The 22,966-nt window shown below is 74.3% G+C and carries 21 protein-coding genes; 11 read left to right on the top strand and 10 right to left on the bottom strand.

What is annotated here, in order from left to right; translation table 11 throughout:
- The first annotated feature begins 180 nt into the window (after positions 1-180).
- A complete protein-coding gene (locus OG550_RS14255) occupies positions 181-801 on the top strand; it encodes a hypothetical protein (RefSeq protein ID WP_327677515.1) in 621 nt (206 codons plus the stop codon).
- Positions 802-899: 98 nt separating this feature from the next.
- Here the strand turns inward: OG550_RS14255 and OG550_RS14250 are convergent, their stop codons facing one another.
- Positions 900-1,394, bottom strand: a complete 495-nt coding sequence (locus OG550_RS14250; protein ID WP_327677514.1) for a hypothetical protein — start codon at positions 1,392-1,394, stop codon at positions 900-902.
- A 48-nt stretch (positions 1,395-1,442) separates the two neighbouring features.
- Positions 1,443-2,858 (bottom strand): LCP family protein, encoded by a 1,416-nt coding sequence (locus OG550_RS14245; RefSeq protein WP_327677512.1) that lies wholly within the window; start codon positions 2,856-2,858, stop codon positions 1,443-1,445.
- A 320-nt stretch (positions 2,859-3,178) separates the two neighbouring features.
- On the opposite strand from OG550_RS14245, the gene OG550_RS32785 reads away from it, so the two are divergent.
- The 4 genes from OG550_RS32785 to OG550_RS14230 all read left to right on the top strand — a co-directional run bounded on the left by OG550_RS32785 (position 3,179) and on the right by OG550_RS14230 (position 7,762).
- On the top strand, positions 3,179-3,265 hold the full coding sequence (locus tag OG550_RS32785; protein ID WP_355403890.1) for a putative leader peptide: 87 nt from the start codon (positions 3,179-3,181) through the stop codon (positions 3,263-3,265).
- A 188-nt stretch (positions 3,266-3,453) separates the two neighbouring features.
- The gene (gene ssuE / locus OG550_RS14240) at positions 3,454-4,008 is read left to right on the top strand and encodes an NADPH-dependent FMN reductase (protein WP_327677510.1); all 555 of its coding nucleotides are present in this window, start codon (positions 3,454-3,456) and stop codon (positions 4,006-4,008) included.
- Positions 4,009-4,386: 378 nt separating this feature from the next.
- A complete protein-coding gene (locus tag OG550_RS14235) occupies positions 4,387-5,175 on the top strand; it encodes an ABC transporter ATP-binding protein (RefSeq protein ID WP_442905995.1) in 789 nt (262 codons plus the stop codon).
- A 19-nt stretch (positions 5,176-5,194) separates the two neighbouring features.
- Positions 5,195-7,762 carry an ABC transporter permease gene (locus tag OG550_RS14230; RefSeq protein WP_327677508.1) on the top strand — a complete coding sequence of 856 codons (2,568 nt, stop codon included), beginning with the start codon at positions 5,195-5,197 and terminating at the stop codon, positions 7,760-7,762.
- A 156-nt stretch (positions 7,763-7,918) separates the two neighbouring features.
- Here OG550_RS14230 and OG550_RS14225 read toward each other — a convergent pair whose 3' ends face one another.
- Positions 7,919-9,559 carry an LCP family protein gene (locus OG550_RS14225; protein WP_327677506.1) on the bottom strand — a complete coding sequence of 547 codons (1,641 nt, stop codon included), beginning with the start codon at positions 9,557-9,559 and terminating at the stop codon, positions 7,919-7,921.
- 175 nt (positions 9,560-9,734) lie between these two features.
- On the opposite strand from OG550_RS14225, the gene OG550_RS14220 reads away from it, so the two are divergent.
- Positions 9,735-10,775 carry a glycosyltransferase family 2 protein gene (locus tag OG550_RS14220; RefSeq protein WP_327677504.1) on the top strand — a complete coding sequence of 347 codons (1,041 nt, stop codon included), beginning with the start codon at positions 9,735-9,737 and terminating at the stop codon, positions 10,773-10,775.
- A gap of 106 nt (positions 10,776-10,881) precedes the next feature.
- A complete protein-coding gene (locus OG550_RS14215) occupies positions 10,882-11,514 on the top strand; it encodes a DapH/DapD/GlmU-related protein (protein WP_327677502.1) in 633 nt (210 codons plus the stop codon).
- A gap of 76 nt (positions 11,515-11,590) precedes the next feature.
- Here OG550_RS14215 and OG550_RS14210 read toward each other — a convergent pair whose 3' ends face one another.
- The 3 genes from OG550_RS14210 to OG550_RS14200 form a co-directional block, all read right to left on the bottom strand.
- Entirely contained in the window at positions 11,591-13,348 is a 1,758-nt protein-coding gene (locus OG550_RS14210; protein ID WP_327677500.1) for an LCP family protein, read from the bottom strand.
- 215 nt (positions 13,349-13,563) lie between these two features.
- Positions 13,564-14,931: an LCP family protein gene (locus tag OG550_RS14205; RefSeq protein ID WP_327677498.1), complete on the bottom strand. Its 1,368-nt coding sequence runs from the start codon at positions 14,929-14,931 to the stop codon at positions 13,564-13,566.
- 36 nt (positions 14,932-14,967) lie between these two features.
- On the bottom strand, positions 14,968-15,759 hold the full coding sequence (locus OG550_RS14200) for a TIGR03089 family protein (RefSeq protein WP_327677496.1): 792 nt from the start codon (positions 15,757-15,759) through the stop codon (positions 14,968-14,970).
- A 104-nt stretch (positions 15,760-15,863) separates the two neighbouring features.
- Between OG550_RS14200 and OG550_RS14195 the strand changes: the two genes are divergently transcribed.
- Positions 15,864-17,207: a peptidoglycan recognition protein gene (locus tag OG550_RS14195; protein ID WP_327677494.1), complete on the top strand. Its 1,344-nt coding sequence runs from the start codon at positions 15,864-15,866 to the stop codon at positions 17,205-17,207.
- Positions 17,208-17,330: 123 nt separating this feature from the next.
- Here the strand turns inward: OG550_RS14195 and OG550_RS14190 are convergent, their stop codons facing one another.
- Positions 17,331-17,822 carry an SgcJ/EcaC family oxidoreductase gene (locus tag OG550_RS14190; RefSeq protein WP_327677492.1) on the bottom strand — a complete coding sequence of 164 codons (492 nt, stop codon included), beginning with the start codon at positions 17,820-17,822 and terminating at the stop codon, positions 17,331-17,333.
- Positions 17,823-17,861: 39 nt separating this feature from the next.
- Between OG550_RS14190 and OG550_RS14185 the strand changes: the two genes are divergently transcribed.
- Genes OG550_RS14185 through OG550_RS14175 form a run of 3 tightly spaced genes read left to right on the top strand, consistent with a single transcriptional unit; the run spans position 17,862 to position 19,392 of the window.
- Positions 17,862-18,797, top strand: a complete 936-nt coding sequence (locus tag OG550_RS14185; RefSeq protein WP_327677491.1) for a DNA-3-methyladenine glycosylase family protein — start codon at positions 17,862-17,864, stop codon at positions 18,795-18,797.
- A gap of 56 nt (positions 18,798-18,853) precedes the next feature.
- A complete protein-coding gene (locus OG550_RS14180; RefSeq protein ID WP_327677489.1) occupies positions 18,854-19,126 on the top strand; it encodes a type II toxin-antitoxin system Phd/YefM family antitoxin in 273 nt (90 codons plus the stop codon).
- On the top strand, positions 19,123-19,392 hold the full coding sequence (locus OG550_RS14175; RefSeq protein ID WP_327677488.1) for a type II toxin-antitoxin system RelE family toxin: 270 nt from the start codon (positions 19,123-19,125) through the stop codon (positions 19,390-19,392). The genes OG550_RS14180 and OG550_RS14175 overlap by 4 nt, the downstream gene beginning before the upstream one ends.
- Positions 19,393-19,414: 22 nt before the next feature.
- Here the strand turns inward: OG550_RS14175 and OG550_RS14170 are convergent, their stop codons facing one another.
- From OG550_RS14170 to OG550_RS14160, 3 genes are all read right to left on the bottom strand, one after another.
- Positions 19,415-20,707 (bottom strand): coenzyme F420-0:L-glutamate ligase, encoded by a 1,293-nt coding sequence (locus tag OG550_RS14170; RefSeq protein ID WP_327677486.1) that lies wholly within the window; start codon positions 20,705-20,707, stop codon positions 19,415-19,417.
- The gene (gene cofD, locus OG550_RS14165; RefSeq protein WP_327677484.1) at positions 20,704-21,711 is read right to left on the bottom strand and encodes a 2-phospho-L-lactate transferase; all 1,008 of its coding nucleotides are present in this window, start codon (positions 21,709-21,711) and stop codon (positions 20,704-20,706) included. Before cofD ends, OG550_RS14170 begins: the two co-directional genes overlap by 4 nt.
- 69 nt (positions 21,712-21,780) lie before the next feature.
- Positions 21,781-22,425, bottom strand: a complete 645-nt coding sequence (locus OG550_RS14160) for a cysteine dioxygenase (protein ID WP_327677482.1) — start codon at positions 22,423-22,425, stop codon at positions 21,781-21,783.
- Positions 22,426-22,966: the final 541 nt, after the last annotated feature.

Raw genomic sequence — 22,966 nt, 5'->3', positions numbered from 1 at the left:
GTGGGCCCTTCCGCGTGGTGTGCACGCGCAGGATAGCCGTGTGTCGGCCGGTTCGGGCGGGTTCGCCGGAATCACGCTTCGCGACCGTGCGTGCACCGTATGCTGCCCTGGCGCGGGGGGAATTCGCTTCCGGTCGCCCGCGACGTGTTCAACTCAGCTATCCGGCAAGGTGGTTCACCCATGAGTCAGTCGGGCCGACGCAAGGACGACGCCGAGGTGACGTTCGAGCAGGTGACCGTCCTGTCCTTCGAGGCTCACAGCGGTTCCCGCGTCGACCGCCAGGGCCGCGTGCTGCTCGTCGACGAGCCGCCGAACCCGACCCGGATCCCGGTGCGGATCGTGCGCGAGGGTATGACCCTCAAGCGCGTCGCCGGGTACTGGATCACCTGGGCGGAGTGGTTCGGGCCGGACGACATCCGCAGCCACGCCCGCTGGGTGCCGGACGAGGAGTACGTCCGGCCGGGCGAGGGCGGCGTCGAGGGGCGGCTGGACGTCAAGGTGGCCGCCTACTGGGCCTGTGAGGGGGAGGAGGGCCGGGCGCGGATCAGGACCACCGAGACGGTGGTGACGTTCCGGTCCGGCGAGACCCTCCGCGAGCTCGTCCTGGAGCGTCCCGAGCCGCACCGCCCGGCCACCCTCGTGGTGCACCTCGCGGACGCCTGGTGGGCCGGCGGCGCCGGCGGGCCGGAGATCCACTACGGCTTCGCGGGGGAGACGGAGGGCTGCGGCGGGGAGGGCGAGGCGGTCCAGCGGTACGCGGAGTGCGCCACCGGCCACCTCCCGCAGGTCGTCGCCCACTGAGGCCCGCCGGGTCCCCGCCGCATCCGCCCCGGCCCCACCGGGCCCGCGGGGGCCGCCGGAGCGCCGTCCGGGCGGCCCCGCCCCGCCCGGGGCTCCGCTCAGGCCCCTGCGGCCGCCTGCGCCGCCTCCTGCGGCGCCACCCGCGCCGTCCCCGGCCACCCCTCCCGCGTCCCGACCCGGCGCGCGGGGACGCCGGCCCAGATCTCGCCGGGCCCGGTGGAGCGGGTGAGCACGGCGTTGGCGCCGACGACGGTGCCGGCGCCGACGGTCAGCACGCCCTCCTTGCAGATCACCTTGGCGCCCGCGCAGAGCACCGCGCCGTCCTCGACCACCACGCGCCGCATCGGGCTCCGCTCCTGCGGCACCCAGGGGTCGGCCCGTCCGACGGTCACGCCGTTGTAGAGCGTCACGCCGGCGCCGAGCGTGGTGTACGGGTGCAGGACGGTGCCGAAGCCGCGGTGGAAGACGATCAGGCCCGGCCCGATCTCGGCGGCGGCCGGCACCTCCATCCCGTAGACGGCGAGCGCCTCCTGGACCAGGCGGCCCAGGAGGCGGTGGCGGCGGCGGTGGATCAGCGCGGTGACGAGAGACATCCACCCATTGTGTCGGGGGCGTTACATTGCGTCACGCAGGACCCGCGGTCACTTGACCTCGGGCACGGCCGTGTCGTTCTTGAAGGCGTCGAAGACCTGCTTGGCCTTGGCGGTGTCCCACTTGACCGCCGACTCCCCGGTGCCGGTCCTGAAGTCCGGGTTGGCGATCGGCACCGTGATGCTCTTGCCGCCGCCCCCGTTGACGTCCTTCATGGCGAGGAACAGCGAGCCGAGGTCGGTCAGTCCGGCGTCCTCGTCGACGATCAGGGTGCCGAGGCCGGAGGAGACCAGCGGGTAGAACGTGAACGGGTTGAGCACGGTGACGGGGGAGGCCGCCTGCTTGGCCAGGGCGCCCAGGAACTTCTGCTGGTTGCGCATCCGGCCGAGGTCCTGGTCGGCCATCTGGTGGCGCTGGCGGACGAAGGCCAGCGACTGGGTGCCGCTGAGGGTCTGGCAGCCGGCCTTGAGGTCGAGGCCGGAGTCCTTGTCCTTGACGTCCTGGTCGATGCACATGTCCACGCCGCCGACCGAGTCGACGATGCCCACGAAGCCGGCGAAGCCGATCTCGGCGTAGTGGTCGATGCGGATGCCGGTGTTCAGCTCGACGGTCTGGGCGAGCAGCTTGCCGCCGCCGACCGCGAAGGCCGAGTTGATCTTCGCGGGGGCGGACTTGACGGTCTTGCCGTTGTCGCCCGGGTGGTCCGGGATCGGCACCCACGAGTCACGCGGGATGCTCATCAGGGTGTTCCCGTTGTCCCCGACGTGCAGGATCATCATCGAGTCGCTGCGCTTGCCGCCCGCGTGGCCGGTGTGCAGGTCCTCCTCCTCGGCGTCGGACAGGCCGTTGCGGCTGTCGGAGCCGACGATCAGCCAGTTGGTGCCCTTGCCCGCGGCGGGGCGGCCGGGGTAGTCGGCGAGCACGTTCTCGTGGTTGAGCTTGGAGTCCGCCCAGAACCAGGTGGAGACGGCGGTGACCATCATCGCGATCAGGACGCCGAAGACCGACCACTTGACGATCCGGCGCCGGGGCCAGCGCGACGGCCGGGCGGCCGCGGGCGGCTGGGAGCCGCCGGGGGCTATCGGGCCGCCGGGCGCACCGGGACCACCGGGTGCGCCCGGACCGGGGCGCCCGGGCGTGCCCTGCGCGGGCACCCCCGGCCGCGCGCCGGGCTGCGCGCCCGGCTGCCCGTACGTCTGGGGCGTGCCGTAGCCCTGGGGCGGCCCGTACCCGGGCGCCTGCGGCTGCCCGCCCGACGGCGGCCCGTACTGCCCGGGCGGGGACTGCGGCGGCTGGGGCTGCCGGGGCGCCGGGGCGCCCGGCCCGCGCGGGTTCAGCGAGGAGGGCAGCGGCGGCTCGGCCGAGGCGCCGCCGCCACCGTGCCCGTACGCGCCGCCACCGCCACCGTTGCCGCTGCCGTACGAGTTCCCACCGCCGCCGGGGCGGCCCTCCTGCCACGTGTTCATGTGGGAGAGGATGCCCGACGCGGGGTGCGGTGACTCCCCCCGGGGCCCCCACCAGGACCCTTGTAGCAGACTTGATGCACGCGCCGGATCGTTCCGCGGCATGGTCCCGGCCGGGCGTGCGCCGGGTGCCCGGCCGGCCCCCGCGCGCCGCCCGGCCCGTCGCGCAACGGCCGTTCGCCCACCGTGCACCGGAGGCCCCCGCGGCCCCGTCCGCGCGGTCCCCGGCCGACCACCCGCCGCACCGGCCGTCTCACCGTCCGTCTCACCTGGTGTTCGGCTGCCGGGACGATCCTTGACCGTCCGGAACGCTGCGTGTTTGCATGAATGCCATGGATCAGCGATGGACTCTCACGCGTCGGCGCCACGTCGACCTTCTGCGTGTGTCCTGTTCGCTCTGTTGTGGCTGACGCGCGCCCGTCGAACCCAGCACTCCCTCCTCGTCTCTCCTCCCTCCTCGACGCTGCCCGCGCAGCGCGCTGACCGCTGCCCGCCCGGCCCGCTGCCCCGTCCGGCCCGTCGCCGGGCCGGCGGCCCCGGTGCCGCCGAGGAGTCGTGCCGCCCGCAGTCCCGCCCGCTTCCTCCCCGAGGTGAACCCATGGCCACCGTCCTGTCCGTCTCCGGCTCCCCGTCCGCGACCTCCCGCACCGCCCGGCTGCTGCGCCACGTCGACGCGCAGTTGGAGGCGCGCGGGCACCACGTCGTCCCGTTCGAGGTGCGCAGCCTGCCCGCGCACGCGCTGCTCTCCGCCGACTTCTCGCATCCCGAGATAGTGGCCGCCCTGGAGCTGTTCGCCGCGGCGGACGGCGTGGTGATCGGCACCCCGGTCTACAAGGCCGCGTACTCGGGCCTGCTCAAGACGCTGCTCGACGTGCTGCCGCAGTTCGCGCTCCGGGACAAGGCCGTGCTGCCGCTCGCCACCGGCGGCTCCACCGCGCACGTGCTGGCGGTGGACTACGCGCTGCGCCCGGTGCTCAGCTCGATGGGGGCCGGCCACATCACCCAGGGCTGGTTCGTGCTGGACCGTCACATCACGGTCAGGGAGGACGGCACCACCGTGGTCGAGCGCGAGACGGACGTCCTGCTCCGTCCGGTGGTGGACGGGTTCGCGACCGCCCTGGAGCGGCTCGCGACCCCGGCCCTGGCCTCCTGACCGGGCGCCGGGTCCACCGCCGCGGCCCGTGCGGGCGCGAACCGACGCGGGCCGTCGCACCGTCGGGAACGCTCCCGTACGGGCCCACCCTGAGGAGGGGCGCGGCTACCCCTAGGGGGAGGGGTGCCGCGCCCCGTACAACTACGGTTGGGCCGCTTCCTCCCGTCGGATGACGAGGCAGGAGGGTCCCCGCTCCTAACGTGGTTCCTGTCCCCGCCCGTCCGATACGGGCCCGCTTCGGTCGGGCCCGGGTCTTCGGTTCACCGGGAGGGTGGGGCTGACTCCCGGTCGAGAACTATCCCCTGCGCGATGTCGCAGGGCCGGTGGTGAAGACGAGGCTGGGGGGCAACGGGTGGGCCCACTTCTTAGGAGACGCAAGTGACGACGGCAGCAGCAGCCGTGTACGACCCCCAGCTTCCCGGTGGCGCCGCCGCCGTCGCCGCCTCGGCGCGTCAGGTGACCAAGGCCTACGGCGCGGGCGAGACCAGGGTGACCGCCCTGAACGCGGTCGACGTCGACATCCAGCGCGGCAGGTTCACCGCGATCATGGGGCCCTCGGGCTCCGGCAAGTCCACCCTGATGCACTGCCTGGCCGGTCTGGACACGGTCACCGAGGGGCGGATCTGGATCGGTGAGACCGAGGTCACCGGCCTGAAGGACAAGCAGCTCACCAAGCTGCGCCGGGACAAGATCGGCTTCATCTTCCAGGCGTTCAACCTGCTCCCGACGCTGAACGCGCTGGAGAACATCACGCTCCCGATGGACATCGCCGGCCGCAAGCCGGACACCGCCTGGCTCGACCGCGTGGTGGAGACGGTCGGCCTGGCGGACCGCCTCAAGCACCGCCCGACCCAGCTCTCCGGCGGCCAGCAGCAGCGCGTCGCGGTGGCCCGGGCACTGGCCGCCCGCCCCGAGATCATCTTCGGGGACGAGCCCACCGGGAACCTCGACTCCCGCTCCGGTGCCGAGGTGCTCGCCTTCCTGCGCCGCTCGGTCGACGAGCTGGGCCAGACCATCGTCATGGTCACCCACGACCCGGTGGCCGCCGGCTACGCGGACCGCGTGCTCTTCCTCGCCGACGGCGTGATCGTCGACGAGATGTACGCCCCGACCGCCGACTCCGTCCTGGAGCGCATGCGCCGCTTCGACGGCAAGCGCACCAGCTGAGCGCGGGGGACACCGGACCATGCTGCTCAAGACGTCACTCAGAAGCTTCTTCGCCCACAAGGGCCGGATGCTGCTCTCCCTGGTCGCGGTCGTGCTGTCGGTCGCGTTCGTCTCCGGGACGCTGGTGTTCTCCAACACCGCGACCAGCACCTTCGACAAGCTCTTCGCCTCGACCGCCTCCGACCTCTCCGTCCAGCCCGCCAAGGGCGAGTTCGGCGGGGACGACGACGACGTCCGGGGCAAGACGCGGACGATACCCGTCGACACCGTCCAGAAGGCCTCCGCCCTCCCCGGCGTGAAGTCCGCCGTCGGCCAGGTCTCGGTGAAGAGCGCCACCCTGGTCAACCCGGCCACCAACAAGAAGGTCGGCCCGACCACCGGTGCACCGACGATGACCGGCAACTGGGCGGACACCCCGCGCAACCCGGTCGAGATCACCTCCGGCCACGCGCCGCAGGGCGCCGACCAGGTCATGCTCGACGCCGACACGGCGAAGAAGGCCGGCCTCGCCCTCGGCGGCAAGCTGCGGGTCCTCACCAACGACAAGCACGACTTCACCATCGTCGGCATCGTCACCTTCAAGACCACCAACCCCGGGGCGGCGCTGGCCTTCCTGGACACCCCGACGGCGCAGGGCCTCCTGCTCGGGCAGCCCGCCTACACCTCCGTCGAGCTGTTCGGCGACGGCAGCCGCACCGACGACCAGCTCAAGGCCGACGCCCTCGCCAAGCTCGGCACCGGCTACCAGGCCAAGACGGCCGCGGAGCAGAAGGAGGAGGGGGCCAAGGACGTCGGGTCCTTCCTCGACTTCATGAAGTACGCCATGCTCGGGTTCGCCGGCATCTCCCTGCTGGTCGGCGGCTTCCTGATCATCAACACCTTCTCGATGCTGGTCGCCCAGCGCACCCGGGAGATCGGCCTGCTCCGCGCCGTCGGCGGCAGCCGCCGGCAGGTCAACCGCTCGGTGCTGGTGGAGGCGCTGCTCCTCGGCGCGGTCGGCTCGACGCTCGGCATCGGCGCCGGCCTCGGCCTGGCGGTCGGGCTGATCCAGCTGATGAACGCCGTCGGCATGCACGTCAGCTCCTCGGACCTGAAGATCGGGCTGAACGTCCCGCTCGCCGGGTACGCGGTGGGCATCGTGATCACCGTGCTCGCGGCCTGGATCCCGGCCCGCCGGGCCAGCCGGATCGCGCCGATCGCCGCCCTGCGCGACCACGGGACGCCGACCGAGGCCCGTTCCAACACCGTCCGGGCCGTCCTCGGCCTGGTCCTGACGGCGGGCGGCGGCGGCCTGCTGGTCCTCGCCTCCAAGGCCGAGAAGGCGGCCACCGGCGGCCAGTACCTGGGGCTGGGCGTGTTCCTCACCCTGGTCGGCTTCGTGGTCCTCGGCCCGCTGCTGGCGACCACCCTGGTCCGGGTCCTGGGGGCCTTCCTGCCCTCGCTGTTCGGCCCGTCCGGCAAGCTCGCCCAGCGCAACGCGATGCGCAACCCGCGGCGGACCGGCGCCACGGCCGCCGCGCTGATGATCGGACTGGCGCTGGTGATCGGCACCTCGGTGTTCACCTCCTCGGTGATCAAGTCCACCAACCAGCAGATCGACCGCTCGGTCGGCGCCGACTACATCATCACGGCGGGGCAGACCGGCATCACCCCGGCCATGGTCGACGCCCTGCGGAAGACCCCGGGCGTGGACCACGTCACCGAGCAGAAGGACCTGCCGGCGGCCTTCACCACGCCGGACGGCAGGACCACGAAGGGCGGCGTCGCCGCGGTCTCCGCCGCCTTCGCCGACGACTTCCGCCTGCCGGTCAAGAGCGGCAGCGCCGACTCCCTCAAGCAGGGCTCGCTGGCCGTCGGCGAGGACTACGCCGCGGAGCACGGCCTCAAGGTCGGCGACACCGTCCGGATCGACTACGGGGAGGGGCGCACGCAGTCCCTGCCGGTCGGGGTCGTCATGACCAAGGGCAACTCGCTCTTCGACGGCGCCACCTTCGCCGACCTCGGCGCGGTGTCCAAGGCCGTCCCGGCCGCCGACCTGCCGGTCGACTCGATGGTCTTCGGCAAGGCCGCCACCGGGGCGGACGTCGCCAAGACGCTCGCCGCCCTGGAGGAGTCGCTCAAGGAGTTCCCGCAGGCCTCGGTCCGCGACCAGGCCGGCTACAAGGAGCAGATCCAGGAGCAGGTCAACACCCTGCTCTACATGATCTACGGCCTGCTCGGCCTGGCGATCGTGGTCGCGGTGCTCGGTGTGGTCAACACCCTGGCGCTCTCGGTGGTCGAGCGGACCCGCGAGATCGGCCTGCTCCGGGCGATCGGGCTCTCCCGCCGCCAGCTCCGGCGGATGATCCGGCTCGAATCCGTGGTGATCGCGCTGTTCGGCGTGGTCCTCGGGACGGGGCTCGGTCTGGCCTGGGGGATCACCGGGCAGCAGGTGCTCCGGAGCCAGGGCCTGGAGGCGCTCGCCGTCCCGGTGGGGACGATCGCCTTCACGCTGGTCGCCTCGGTGCTGATCGGCCTGCTGGCCGCCCTCGTCCCGGCCTTCCGGGCCGGGCGGATGAACGTCCTCGCGGCGATCGCGACGGACTGACCGCGACGGACCGACCGGGACGTCCCCCGGGACGGGGGACCGGGGGACGTCCGACCGCAGGGGCGGGGCGCCGAGTGCGCCCCGCCCCTGCGGTCTGTCCGTCTGCGAGCCCCGTCCCCGTCCCGTCCCCGCCCCGCCAACCGCCCCGGGCCGGGATCACGGACAGAGGATGTCGCTCGCCCGCTCCGCCCCCGCATCGGCCACCGTCAGCCCGGCACCGGCACCGGCACCGGCACTCGCCCCCGGGCCCCCGACGGGCGCCGCGGTACCGGGTGCCGGGGTCGCCGTCCCGGCCGGCGGTGGCGGCGGTGCGGGCGCCGCCGCCACCGGGCCCGCCGAGGCCGCGCCGGTGCCCGCTCCGGGCGAGGGGCTCACGCCCGCCGGGTAGTCCCCGCCCACGTACACCTGGAGGGTCGGCCCCAGCCCCGGCACCGGCGTCAGCTCCGCCGTCGGCAGCGCACCGGACAGGGTCCGGGCCGACTCGGCCCAGCGCGGGTCGTACCGGACCACCGTCCGCCCGCCCGGCGTCCCGGCCGGGGCGTTGGACGGTGCCCCGGTGGTGGCGAAGCCCGCCCGCCGCAGCTCGGCGTCGGCCCGGGCCCCCAGCCCCACGACCCCCGCCGCGTTGAACACCTGGACGTGCACCTGCTCCGGCGCGACCGTCGGTGCGGCCGTCGTCGCCGCCGCCGTCGGTACCGCCGCCGTCGGGGTCGCGACGGGCGGGCCGGACGGCGGGCCGGACGGCGGGGCGGACGTGGTCGTCCCGGCGAGCGGCCGGCCCTCCCGTACCGCGTCGAACAGTGCCCGCGCCCCGGCCCGGTCCCAGAGGACCGTCGAGCCCCATCCGGCGACCGGGTGGTCGACCGCGGCCAGCGGGACGGTCGCGAAGTCGGCCCGACCGGCCGTGAGGTCCTTCATCCGGGTCGCCAGGGTGATCAGGCCGTCCGCCGTCAGCCCCTTGTCGGCCTTGACCGAACCGAGCACGCTGTCGGTCACCCGGGCCAGCCGGACCGGGTTGAGCAGGGTGCCGCCGCTGGTCAGCTGGTGCAGCAGCTGGGCGACGAGCTTCTGCTGCCGGTGCATCCGGCCCAGGTCGGAGCTACCGTCCAGGTGCCGGGCCCGGACGTACTTGAGCGCTCCCGCACCGTCGAGGGTGCTGGTGCCTGCGGGCAGGTCGAGCCCGGAGTACTCGTCCCTGAGCGGCTTGGCGGTGCACACCCGCACCCCGCCGACGGCGTCCACCGCGGAGACGAACCCGGCGAAGTTCACCTGGAGGTAGTGGTCGATCCGCAGCCCGGTGTTCTGCTCGACGGTGGCGACCGCCAGCTGCGGGCCGCCCAGGCCGTACGCGGCGTTGATCTTGCCCTTGCCGGCCGGGACCTCCTTGCGGGTGGCCTGGTCCCGGTGGGCGGGGATGTCGACGTAGGAGTCGCGGGGGATGCTGATCACGCCGGCCCGGGAGCCGTCCCCGGAGAGCTGGACGATCATCATCGTGTCGGTGCAGTGGCAGGACTCGCCGCCGGCGTGCAGGACGTCCTTGAGGGTCCGCTCCGGGATGCCGTCGCGCTCGTCCGTGCCGACCACCAGGAAGGTGGTGGAGCCGTCGTCGGCCGGACGGGCGAGGTCGTTGCTGAAGGCGTCGACCCGGTCGATCGAGGCGATGCCGTGCAGGAGAGCCCAGCCGCCGCCTGAGGTGACGAGGATGCCGAGGGCGATGCCTGCGGCCAGTCGGCGGGGCCACGGACGGCGCCCCCCGGGCTGGGCCCCGGGCCGGTCGGAGAGGGGGGAGACGGGCATCTCTCGGATGGTAGGGGCGCCCTCCACCGGGCCGGGTGAGGGCGCGCCGTGGCCGGGGAGTACGGTGGGCCCCGATCGCTGAAACGTTCCTCCGGCAGTCCGGGACCGCGGGGCGGGCGGAGCCCCCAGACCGGGACAAGACGGCGGCCCACCCTCACCGGTACGGTTGGCCCCGATGAACACCAAGGCTGCTGAGGAGCTGCCGGCGGTCTCCGTGATCATGCCGGTGCTCAACGAGGAACGACACCTGCGCACGGCCGTCCGGCACATCCTGGACCAGGAGTACGCCGGCCCGATGGAGGTGGTGATCGCCCTCGGTCCGTCCTCCGACCGCACCGCGCAGATCGCCGCCGAACTGTCCGCCGAGGACCCGCGGGTGCGGACCGTGGAGAATCCCACCGGCCGCACCCCCGCCGGGCTGAACGCCGCGATCCGCGGCTCCAGCCACCCGATAGTGGTTCGCGTCGACGGCCACGGCCTGCTGACCCCGGGCTACATCACCACGGCGGTCCGGCTGCTCGGCGAGATGGAGGCCGCCAACGTCGGCGGCATCATGCACGCCGAGGGCGAGACCGAGTGGGAGAACGCGGTCGCCGCCGCGATGACCTCCAAGATCGGCGTCGGCAACGCGGCCTTCCACACCGGCGGCCTGGCCGGCCCGGCGGACACCGTCTACCTCGGGGTGTTCCGGCGCGAGGTGCTGGAGCGGCTCGGCGGCTACAACGAGGAGTTCGTCCGCGCCCAGGACTGGGAGCTGAACTACCGCATCCGGCAGGACGGCGGCCTGGTCTGGTTCACCCCGCAGCTGCGGGTCACCTACCGGCCCCGCCCCAGCATCCGGGCGCTGGCCAAGCAGTACAAGGACTACGGCCGCTGGCGCCGGGTGGTCACCCGCTACCACAAGGGCTCGGTCAACCTCCGGTACCTCGCCCCGCCGACCGCCTTCCTGGGCGTGGTGCTCGGCGTGGTGCTCGGCGCGGCCGTCCACCCGGCCTTCCTCGCGCTGCCCGTCGCCTACCTGCTCGGCATCGTCGGCGGCGCGATGGTCGAGGGGCGCGGCCTCTCCGCCAAGGCCAAGGCGATGCTCCCGGTGGCCTTCGTGACCATGCACCTGAGCTGGGGCTTCGGGTTCCTCACCTCGCCGCGCTCGCTGGCCCGCAAGGTGATCGGCAGCCGCGCCCCCGCCTCCGGCAGCGTGGTCGCCGAGCAGCACTGACCCGGGGCACCGGCGGCCCCGGTGCGCCGCCCGCCGCCGGTCGGCGGCCCGGTCGATCCCGCGGACCCGTCCTCCCGTCCCCCCGCCGGCGCTATCGTCGGGCGCCATGGGGACAGTTGAGGGCGGGTCCGCCGCCGTTGCCCGGGTCGAGGACAGCGCCGACGTCGACGACCGGGCGGTGATCGGCGCCGGTACCACCGTCTGGCACCTGGCCCAGGTGCGCGAGGACGCGGTGATCGGCGCCGACTGCATCATCGGCCGGGGCGCCTACGTCGGCCCCGGCGTGCGGATCGGCGACCGGGTCAAGATCCAGAACCACGCGCTGGTCTACGAGCCGGCGGTGGTCGAGGACGGCGTGTTCGTCGGCCCGGCGGCGGTGCTCACCAACGACCTCTACCCGCGCTCGGTGGACGTCGACGGACGGCTCAAGCGCGGCGACGACTGGGACGCCCGCGGGGTGACGCTCCGGCGGGGCTGCTCGATCGGCGGCCGGGCCGTCCTGGTGGCCGGGGTGACGGTCGGCCGCTGGGCACTGGTCGCCGCAGGTGCGGTGGTGCACCGGGACGTCCCGGACTTCGCCCTGGTGGCCGGGGTGCCGGCCCGCCGGATCAAGTGGGTCGGCCGGGCCGGCGAGCCCCTGGAGCCGGACGGCGAGGGACGCTGGCGCTGCCCGCGCACGGGCGAGGAGTACCGGGAGGCCGACGGCGTGCTCACGCCCGGGGAGCCGCAGCAGCCCTGACGGCCCGCCGTCCGCCCCGCCCCGGGTGCCCGCCCCGCCCCGTCCGTCCCGTCCCACGGGAAGGTCGGGGCGCGGGCTACTTCGCGCAGACGTCGGTGTCGTCCGCCTGGACCCGCTGGAGGTCCTTGGGGGCCTCGGTCGGGACGGCGCTCGGGGTCGGGGTCGCGACCGCCGCCAGGTCCTTGCCGAGCACCACCACCAGCCCGTCCTTGGGACCCGCCTTCGGGTCGGCCTTCACGGCGTCGGCCGGCAGGCCCAGCGCTGCGGCCAGCGCGGTCGCCTCGGCGCCCTTCCCGGCCGGGTGGGAGACCGAGGTGGTCGGCGCCGCGGTGGCGTTGGCGCCGGTCGCGGCCTTGGCGAAGCCGTCCGTCCGGAGCCGGTCGACGGTCTGCTGGGCCCGGCCCGGGGTGCCGGTGCCGTTGCGCACCGTCACCCGCACGTCCTTCACGTCGACCGCCGGTGCGGCCGCAGACGGGGCCGCCGGAGCCGCGGAAGGCGCCGCGGAGGGGGCGGCGGAGGGGGCGGCCGGTGCGGCAGCCGCACCGGTGTCCGCCGCCCCGTCGGCCGGTGCGGCCGGCCCGGTCAGCGACCGGTCGTTGCCGATCATCGAGAACAGCTGCCCGGCGTCCGGCTGCTTGGCCACCAGCCGGTTCTCGTCCGCCGGGTCGTCCAGCACCGGCAGCGTGGTGAAGGTGATGTGCTCGGTGTCGACCTTGCTGACGTCCAGCGCGAGGTCCTTGAGCTTGTCGACGCTGCCGATCCCCGAGTCGACGGTGAGCGCCTTGGTGGCGGCGTCCGCGAGCTTCCACAGCTTGGCCGGGTTGGTCAGCGTGTCGCTGCTCTTGACCGAGCGGATCATCGAGCTGATGAACTGCTGCTGGAGCGGGATCCGGGTGAGGTCGCCGCCCAGTCCGACGTCGTGCCGGGTGCGGACGAAGGCCAGTGCCTCGTCGCCCTGGACGACGTGCCGGCCCTTGCTCATCCTCAGGTGCGAGTCCGGGTCGTCGATGTCCTTGGCCGCGCACACCTCGACGCCGCCGACGGCGCTGGAGAGCGTCTTCACGGCCTCGAAGTCGACCATCACGAAGTGGTCGACGCGGATCCCGGTCAGCTTCTCGACGGTCTTCCAGGTGCAGCCCGGATCGCGGCCCTCCTGGCCGAGACTGTTGTTGAACATCGTGCGCGCGGAGCCGGGGATCGTCTTCCCGTCCGCGGTCCGGCACTCCGGCACTTCCACCATCAGGTCGCGCGGAATGCTGATCGCGGTCGCATTGGTGCGGTCCTTGGCGACGTGGAACAGCATGGTGGTGTCGGCGTGCCCGGCGCTGCCCTCGTCGCCGTACTCGCGGCCCAGTCCCGCCCGGCTGTCGGTGCCGATGACCAGGATGTTGAGCGCGTCGCCGGCCACCGCCTTGGGCCGCTCGGCCTCGTCGCCCAGCTGCACCTTGACGGCGGTGATGTTGTTGTTGAAGTGCTGGTAGGCGTAGTACACGCCGCCGCAGCCGGCCACCAGGGCCAGTGCGGCGATCCCGCCGGTCCACTTCAGCAGCCGCCGCCGGCGGTTGCGCTTCTTCGCGCCCGCCCGGCGGTGGGCGGCCCGTCCGCCGGTGCGGGCCTGGTGCGGGACGGTCGCGGCCGCCCCGGCGGTCCCCGCGGCTGCCGTCGCCCCGGCGGCTCCGGTCCCCGCCCCGGACGCTCCCGCCCCCGGCGTCGCGGGGCGGGCGTGCCGGCGCTGGGCGGGGATGCCCGCGGCCGGGTCGAGGCGGTACTGGCCGGTCTCCGGGTCGAGCACCCACTGGTCGGCGGGGTCGACGTCCTGGCTGTCCTGCTGCACGGGTGTCCCCTCCCTCCGACCGGTCCGACGGTCGGTTCGCGAATTGCGCGACCGACTCGGACACCCTAGACGAGCCGGGTGGGGGAATTGTTCCTGGTGTGATTCCCGTCATGTTCGTCCGCGGTGATTTCCGCAGGTGAATCGGCTTCTGGGAATTCCCGGGGAGAACCTGCGAGGACCATTATCCGTGTACGAAAATTCGAGCTGACCCGAGGTCAATGCACGGTGCAGCCGTCCACGTCGGCGGTCCGGCCCTCGAAGGACGGGGGAGCGGTGGCGGCCGGCGAGGCCCCGGCCGTCCGCCCCGTGCCGCCGGTGGGACCGGAGGCCGGACCGGAGGCCGCCGCGGACGGTTCCGCGGCGTCCGGCAGCCCCGTGGAGGCCCCTCCCGAAGGCCCGTCCGACGGATCGTCCGACGGATCGCCCGAAGGGACGGCGACCGCCGACGGCGAGGCCCCCTTCGACGCGGAGGCGCCCGCCGAGGGGCTCGACCCCGGCGGCCGCACGGTCACCGGCCGGTCGTCCCGCAGCGCCGTGAACAGCTGGGTGGTCTGCGGCTGCACGAACTCGTCCCGGTCCGAGTCGAACCGGTACGGCCGGCGCGGCGCCGTCAGGAACACCACATCCGAGGAGGGGATGCCGCGCAGGTCCTGGGTCAGGTCGTAGAGCGCGCCGAGCGAGGAGAGCCCGCTGTCCGCCCGGACGGAGGAGGTGGCGGCGTCCAGCACCGGCCACAGCTTGGTGGGGTTGAGCAGCACGTCCTGCGACTGCACCTTGCGGATCAGTGCGGCGAGGAACTGCTGCTGACGTCCCATCCGCTGGGTGTCGCTGCCGTCGCCGAGGGTCTCCCGGGCCCGGACGTAGCCGAGTGCCTGCTCGCCGCGCAGGGTCTGCCTCCCGGCCGACAGGTCCAGCTTGGCGTCCTTGTCGTGGATCGCCTGGGGGACGCACACCTCGACGCCGTCGACGGCGTCCACCATGCGCTTGAAGCCGGCGAAGTCGAGGATCACGTAGTGGTCGACCCGGATGCCGCTGAGCTGTTCGACGGTCCGGATCGAGCAGGCCGGTCCGCCGGTCTCGAAGGCCGCGTTGAACTGCATCAGGCTCTGGCGGCTCCGGGTCCCGTCCGGCTTCTGGCAGGCGGGGACGGTCACCATGACGTCGCGCGGGATGGAGACGGCGGTCGCGTGCCGCCGGTCCGCCGCGAGGTGCAGCAGGATCGTGGTGTCCGAGCGCTGGCCCCCGGCCTCGCCGTAGGTGGCGTTGGCGCCGGTCCGGTCGTCGCTGCCGATCAGCAGGATGTTCTCGGCGCCGCGGGCCCCGGCGGTCCGGCTGGGCCGCTCGGCCTCCAGCCGGGCCAGCAGCTGGTCGGTGGTGGAGTCGGTCCGGATGTTGCCGTCGAGCTTGCGGTAGGCGACCCAGAGCAGCGTGCCGCAGGCGACCAGCAGGAAGGCGAGGGCGCCGGCGGTGATCATCAGCCACCGCCGGCGCCGGCGCCGCGGCGCGGCCGGAGTGCCCGGGGCGTCCGGGTCCGGATCATCGGGGTTCTCGGTCGGGGGGTGCTCGGTGTCATCCTCGGCCATGGCGGGGATCCCTACCCGCCTGGCCCGGGCCGGGGGTTACCCGAGGCGCAGTGTCACCCGTTCGGATTCCACCCGCTTCTCCCACTGCTCGGCGCTCAGGCCGTCCGAGTTGCGGCACAGGACCACCGAGGCGCCGGCCGCGAGCGGTGCCAGCAGGCCGGCCTCCAGGCCCGTCCAGTCGTCGTACGAGAGCGTGGAGAGCACCCGGTCGCCCGGCTCCAGGCCGAGCCGGGCCGCGCCCTCGCGGGCCAGCCGGACGGTCTGGTCCCCGGTCAGCTTCAGCGGCAGGCCGTCGACGGCGGTCTCCAGGGCCGGCGCGTCCGGGGTGACGGGCGAGTAGGGGGCGAACCGGTCGCCCTGGCCCGGCACCTCGGCGGCGTAGTCGAGGAAGCCGTCAGGGCGTTGTGGGAACCGGCCGCCGAGCGGGCGCAGCGCGAGCGCCACCCGTTCGCCCTCGCAGGCGTGGGCGGCCTCCAGGCCGTCCGGTCCGCTGACCACCAGGTCGGCGTCGGAGGGGTCGCCGGCGGGGGCCGCCGCCACTCCGACGGACCAGCAGGCCAGCAGCCATACGGCGCTCTGCCAGTGGGCGGGGAGCAGCAGGGCGGCGCGGTCGCCGGGGCCGGCGTTCAGCTCGTCCTGGAGCAGGTTGGCGGTCTTGGCCACCCAGTTGTCGAAGGTGCGGGCGGACAGCTCGACCCGTTCGCCGGTGGCGTCGTCGTAGAAGGTGACCAGCGGGGCCGCGGGGTCGACCGAGGGAGTGCCACCTCGCAGGAATGCGTGCAGCAGCTCGACGGGGGTTTGGGCATCGGCAGCGAAAGGCGCAGTCATGGTGCGCCCCAGCCTACGGCCTTCGGGTGGACGACCGGGAGGGGTGGCGGGGCAGCTGCGGGGCGGCGTGGCGGCTGGGCCGTTTTGAGGTGAACATCCGGTTTATGCGCTTCTTTTCCCGGGCCGTCATGCCCGCCTCCCTCCGTTCGCTCCCCGGCTTCCGCTCCTACCGCTCCCTCAGGGGTCCTCGCCCCGGGGGTTCCTCCGGTCCGCTCCCCGGCGGCCCCGACCGCTCCGGCGGGCCCGGGAGCGGCGGCTCCGACGGCCCCGCGGGCAGCGACCGCCCCGGCCGGTCCGCCGGCTCCGTCCGCACCGCCCTGCCCGCCGCGCTGCTCGCGGGCTGCACCGCCGCCCTGCTCCTCCAGCCGGTGGCGGCGGCCGCCCCGGCCGCCGCCGCGGCCCGGGCCAGGACCTCGGCGGGCGGCGGCTCGGTCACCACGCTGCCGCTGACCGCCGGTCACCTCCTGACGCCGCGCTCCACCCCGCCGTTCGAACTGCTCGGCGTCGGCTGGGACGGTCCCGCGACCTCGCTGGCCGGCGGCACCGTCCGGGTCCGCACCAGGGACGCGGCCACCGGAGTGTGGAGCGGCTGGCGGGAGCTGGAGGCGGACGGCGAGGACGCCCCGGACGGTGTGCCGCACGGTCCGGACGGGGTGTCCCGGGGCGCCACGGCGCCGCTCTGGACCGGCCTGAGCGACGGTGTCGCCGTCCAGGTGCTCCCCGGCCCCGCGGGCCTGCCGGCCGGGCTGCGGGTCGACCTGGTGGACCCCGGGCACGGCGTCGGGTCCGCCGCCGCCCGGGTGCTGCCCGCCGAACCGCCGGGCGGTCGGCGGATCGGCCATCAGGCGCCGCGGCCCGAGATCGTCACGCGGGCCGGCTGGGGCGCCGACGAGTCGATCCGCGAGCGGGACTTCGTGTACACCGGCGCGGTGAGGGCGGTCTTCGTCCACCACACCGCCACGGCGACCGCGTACGAGTGCGCCGACGCGCCCCGGGTGATCCGGGCGATCTACCAGTACCACGTGCAGGGCAACGGCTGGCGGGACATCGGCTACAACTTCCTGGTCGACCGCTGCGGCACGGTGTACGAGGGCCGGGCCGGCGGCACCGACCTGCCGGTGCACGGCGCGCACACCCTCGGCTTCAACACCGACTCGGCCGGTGTCGCGGCGATCGGCACCTACGTCAGCGACGTGCCGCCGCAGCCCCTGCTGGACGGGCTCGCCGGGATCTCGGCCTGGAAGCTCGGGCTCACCGACCAGGACGCCGCCGGCCGGACCCGGCTGGTGTCCGGTTCGAGCGCCAGCCGCTACCCGCTGGGGACGACCGTCACCTTCGACGCGGTCTCCGGTCACCGCGACGGTTTCAACACCGAGTGCCCCGGCGCGGCCCTCTACCCGCTGCTGCCCGACCTGCGGGCCCGGGCCGCCCAGCTCCAGGGCCGCTGAACCGCCGTCCGCGCCCCGTCGCCCGTGCCCCGCGCGCCGTCCGCGCCCCGCTGCCCGTGCCCCGCGCCCCGCCCGTGCCCCGCCGTGTGCGGGACACGGCTCGCGGTTCCGGGCGACCCGGGGCTACACCGGCCCCGGCCCCCGCCCCACCAGCTCCCGCAGCTCCGCCGTCAGCGCCTTCGCGAGGTCCGGCCGCAGGTCGTACCGGGCGGGGGTGTTCTGCAGCAGGGCGATCCGCCACCCCGCGCCCGCGTTCACCGCGATCACCGTCTGCACCGCGTTCAGGGCCGGGTCCAGGTCGTCCGCGTCGTCCGGCACCAGCCCCGCCACCGCGTCCAGCTGCGCCACCCCCGGGCCCAGCGCCCGCACCCGCCGCACCTTGGCGACGTACTCCGGGGTGGCGTGGTCCGCGAGGACCCGGCCCAGTTCGGCGGCCATCACCGACCTCCCGGCGTACCGGGTCCCGTCGAACCCGACGACCTCCCCGTCCACCGCGAACGGCCCGGCGAAGGCCGGGCCGTCCCGCAGGTTCCACCCCTCCAGCGCCCGGTGGTAGAGCGCCCGCACCGCACTCTGGTCCCCGGGGGAGAGCTCCGGCAGCCGCGTATCGTTCATACCCCCATGGTCGGGGGAGAGCGATGGAGGTGCACGGCGATGAACGGCGCAGCCGCCACGGCCGACGGCGCCGCCCGCCGCTGGCGTCCCGGCTTCCCGCTGGACGCGGCCCGCACCCTGCTCCCGCTGCGCCGCGGCCCCGCCGATCCGGCGTACCGGACCACCGGCGACGGCGCGGTCTGGCGGGCCTCCCGCACCCCGGCGGGCGTCGGGACGCTGCGGGTGCTGGCCCGCCCGGCCGCGGGGGAGGTCGAGGCGACGGCCTGGGGTCCGGGTGCCGGGTGGCTGCTGGACCGGCTGCCGGTGCTGCTCGGGGCGGAGGACGACCCGGCGGGCCTGGTGCTGCCGCCCGGTCCGCTCCGCGAGGCGCAGCGTCGGGCGGCGGGGGTGCGGCTGACCAGGACGGGCCTGGTGCTGGAGTCGCTGGTGCCGGCGATCCTGGAGCAGAAGGTGACCACCGCGGAGGCCTACCGGGCCTGGCGGACGCTGCTGCTCGACTTCGGCACCCCGGCGCCGGGCCCGGCCGAGGGCATGCGGGTGGCGCCGTCGGCCCGGGAGTGGGCGCTGGTGCCGAGCTGGGAGTGGCACCGCGCGGGGGTGGACCCGAAGCGTTCGGCGACGGTCCAGCGCGCCGTCCGGCTGGCCCCCCGCCTGGAGGAGGCGTCCGGGCTGGACCACGGCGCCGCGTTCGCCCGCCTGACGGCCGTCCCGGGCGTCGGGGTCTGGACGGCGGCCGAGACCCTGCAGCGCAGCAACGGGGACCCGGACGCGGTGTCGGTCGGCGACTTCCACCTCCCCAACCTGGTCGGCTGGGCCCTGGCCGGCCGCCCGCGCAGCGACGACGCCCAGATGCTGGCCCTGCTGGAGCCGTACCGCCCGCACCGCCACCGGCTCTGCCGCCTGCTCGTCTCCACCGGTGCCCACGCCCCCCGCTACGGCCCCCGCCTCACCCCCAACGACCACCGCCACCGCTGACCGGACCCCCGGCGCGGACCCGGCGCGGTGTACACGTCGAGGTGTACGCTGGACGCATGGCCGATTCGCTGAGTATCCGTGAAGCCCGCGCCCATCTCGCCGAGGTCGTCGACAGGGCCGAGGCCGGTGAGGTCACCGTGATCACCCGCAAAGGTGAGCGAGTCGGTGCGGTGGTGCCGATCGAGATCCTCGACGCCATAGAGGAAGCGGCGGACGAGCTCGCCGCGAGAGAGGCGATGCAGCACCGGGACGATCCGACCGTCAGCATGGCCGAGTTGCTGGCCGACCTCTTCGCGTCGCCGCCCGGCTCGGCTGGGAGCGCCGCGTGAAGTACGCACTTCGGTTCACCACCCATGCCCAGCGCCGGCTGCGGGCGATCGGCCAGCTCGAAGCCCTGAAGATCCTGACGGCGCTCACGGAGCTCGGCGACGACCCGTACGCCGACGGCCCGAGCGTGAAGAGGCTGAGCGGGTACGACGGGCTCTACCGCCTGAGGGTCGGTGACTACCGGGTGGTCTATGAAGTCCAGGACGACGTCATGGTCATCCTCGTGGTCCACGTCGGCAACCGCAGGGACGTGTACCGCAGGCTCTGAACCACCCCGCCCCCCGGTGCGGCTACCGCACCTCGATGAAGGCGTCGGCGGTGCGCTCCGGGCGGGTGCGCGGGGTCTCGGCGGGGCGGCCGACGGCGACGGCGCCCATCGGGTCCCAGTGCCCGGGGAGGTCCAGCACCTCGCGGACGGTGTCGCGGCAGAACATGGTGGAGGAGACCCAGGCCGAGCCGTAGCCCTCGCCGGCGAGGGTGACCAGGAGGTTCTGCACGGCGGCGCCGATCGCGACGGTGAACATCTCGCGCTCGGCGGTGGAGCGGCGTGGGTCGGGGTAGTCGTGGGAGCCGTCCATCACCAGGCAGGGGACGACCAGGTAGGGCGCGGCGCGCAGGACGTCGCCGCGGGCGGTGCGGCGGGCGATCCTCTCCTCGTCCCAGCCGTCGAGTCCGGCGAGGTCGCGGCGCCAGGCGGCGAGCATCGCGTCCAGCAGCGCGGTCCGCACGCCGGGGGTCTCCAGCAGGACGAACCGCCAGGGCGTGGTGTGGTGCGGCGCGGGCGCGGTGACCGCGGCCGCGACGGCGCGCCGGACGGCGCCCGGGTCGACCGGCTCCGCGGTGAAGGCGCGGACGGTGCGCCGCTGGGTGACGGCCTGCCGGATCGCCTCCGAGGTGCCGAGTCGGAACATGTCCTCGTCGGCGGGGCGCAGCAGCGGCCGGACGCCCCCGCCGTCCTCGGCGGTGACGAGGTGGCCGAGGCCGCGGACCACGGCGACCGGGGTGCCGGTGGACTTGCCCTTGACCAGGTCCGCGGCGGCGGCGAGTTCGTCGGCGGTGGCGGTGACGGTGAGGGCCAGCTCGTTGCCGTGCGAGTCGGTGCGGCCCCGGTGGTCCTCCAGGACGGCCAGCCCGGCGGCGCCGATGGCGACGTCGGTGAGGCCGTTGCGCCAGGGGCGGCCGAAGGTGTCGGTGACGACGACGGCGAGCCGGCGGCCGGTCAGCTGCTGGAGGCGGGCGCGCAGGGCGCGGGCCGAGGCGTCCGGGTCCTCGGGGAGCAGCAGGACGGTGCCGGGGGCGGTGTTGGAGGCGTCGACGCCGGCGGCGGCCATGACCAGGCCGTTGCGGTTCTCGACGATCCGGATGGTGCCGCGCCGGGCGACCACCCGGACGGTCTCGGCGTCGATCGCGGCCTCGCGGTCGGTGGCGTGCAGCAGTCGGCCCTCGGCCTTGCTGATCACCTTGGAGGTGACGAGCAGGATGTCGCCGTCCTCGTACGCGGCGGCCTTGGCGATGAGCCCGGCGAGGTCGGCGTCGGCGTCGATCTCGGGCAGCCCGGTGACGGGGAGGACGTGCAGGGTCATGCGCGCACCTGCTCGGCGAGCGCGAGGGCGGCGCGGGCCATCTCGGCGGTGGCGGCGACGTCGGTCATCAGCAGCGGGACGGCCCGGCAGGCGATGCCGCCGGCCTCGACGACGGCGACGGCGGCCTCGTCGGCGGTGTCGACCAGCCAGCCGTCGAGCAGTCCGGGCCGCGCGCCGGCGCCCCCGCCGGTGCCGCTGCGCTGCGCCGCCCGGCTGCCGTAGTCGAGCGCGACGGCCTCGGCGGTGGCCTCGACGCCGACGGCGGCGAGCACCTTGTCGGCCATGCCGCGGACGGGTGCGCCGCCGATGATCGGGGAGAGTCCGACGACGGGCGCGGGTGCGGCGGCCACGGCGGCCCGGATGCCGGGCACGGCGAGGATGGTGCCGATCGAGACGACCGGGTTGGACGGCGGGAGGAGGATGACGTCGGCTTCGGCGATGGCCTCCAGCACGCCGGGGGCGGGCTTGGCGGTGTCGGCGCCGACCGGGACGATCGCCTCGGCGGTGACGGCGGCGTGCAGCCTGACCCAGTACTCCTGGAAGTGGATCGCCCGGGTGCCCTGCTCGTCGGTGATCCTGACGTGGGTCTCGACCCGGTCGTCGCTCATCGGCAGCAGTCGCACGCCGGGCCGCCAGCGGACGCAGAGCGCCTCGGTGACCTGGCTGAGGGTGTATCCGGCGGTGAGCATCTGGCTGCGGACGAGGTGGGTGGCGAAGTCGCGGTCGCCGAGCCCGAACCACTCGGGGCCGACGCCGTACTCCTTCATCTCGGCCTTGATCGACCAGGTCTCGTCGGTGCGGCCCCAGCCCTGTTCCTCGTGGATGCCGCCGCCGAGGGTGTACATCACGGTGTCGAGGTCGGGGCAGACCTTCAGCCCGTAGAGGTGGATGTCGTCACCGGTGTTGCCGATGACGGTGATCTCGTCCTCGGGACCGATGGCCTCCCGGAGTCCGCGCAGGAAACGCGCTCCGCCGATCCCGCCTGCCAGTGCCACGATGCGCATGCGCCCATCCTGCCACGCGCCGACGGGTCGTCAGCCCGACCCTCGACCGTCCGCCGCCGGGGTCCCGGGTCAGTGGGCCTCGGCCTGCTCCTGCGGGTGCTGCTCGGGGTGCTGCTCGGGGACGGCGGCGCCGCCGTACTGGTTCATCTCGGTCAGGCCGGGGGTGTACAGGTGGATGGAGACGGCCGGCTCCAGCGCGCCGTTGACCACCTCGTGCAGGTAGCCGGAGGAGAAGACCCGCTGCCCGCCGGGCCGCAGTGTCCGGGCCCCCTCGCCCGCGTGGGTGAGCGAGCGCTCGACGAGCTCGCCGCGGACGACGGTCATGACGCCGTTGGACTCGCCGTGGTCGTGGAAGCCGCTGCTCTGGCCGGGGAGCCAGCTGAGCAGCCAGACCTCGTAGCCGGGGCCGGTCTCCAGCCGGGCGTACCAGCGGGTGAGCGCGTCGTAGCGGACCAGGGGCTCCCAGCGGGAGCGGTCGGCGGCGATCTCGCGGACCAGCTGGGCGTAGCCGGCGACGGTGGTGGGGTGGCTGGGCAGGTCGGTGCGGGCGAGGTGCGGGAAGGCCAGCGGGTCGCCGGCGATGGAGACGTCGCTGAGGCCGTCGGTCCAGGTGTGGACGGGGCGGACCGGGGTAGCCGGATGGGCGGCCGGGTGGCTGCGGAGGGAGTGCTTGTTGCGGTCGCGGTTCCGCTTGCGGATGCGGATCATTCGCACGGGAGTCGTCCTCGGAGGGCTGGGTCGTCAGGGGATCAGCCGGATCCGGGATGTCCTGGGGCGGGAATCGCGGGCGGCCTCTGTGCTTCCTGGGCGGCGCGCGGCGGGACGGCGGGCGCCTAGATACAGCGGCAGGAACAGAGGCGACAACAGGAGTTCACGGCACGGCGGAGCGTGGAACCGCTCCGGGGGCTGGCGAACTCTGACATAGGGGAAAGGAGACCGCATCCGTGGGGGCGGTGTCAACTCCGGAGAGCGGACATTCGGGGGATATGGGCCACGAACTACCCGATGGGGTGATAAATCACCCTCTATGTTTCGATGGGAAGATCGCCGGGAAGGCAGCCCGATGACCGGCCTGTGAGGATGACGGCACGTCATCCGGCCCCTGGTTGCGCACGGTTCGTCGACCTTCGAGGCAATCAGGCGACAGGTCCGATGTGTCCGGTTATGTACACTATTCGTAACGGCTTGGTGCCGGGGAGTGAATCCTGGCCCCAATACCAGAGCTCGGCTTGACTGGGCCAGAGTGACGCAACTG

Source organism: Kitasatospora sp. NBC_00458 (assembly GCF_036013975.1).
In the GTDB taxonomy this organism is placed as follows: domain Bacteria; phylum Actinomycetota; class Actinomycetes; order Streptomycetales; family Streptomycetaceae; genus Kitasatospora.
Note: the sequence above shows the minus strand (reverse complement) of the source record. Positions and strands in the feature narration are given on the sequence as shown.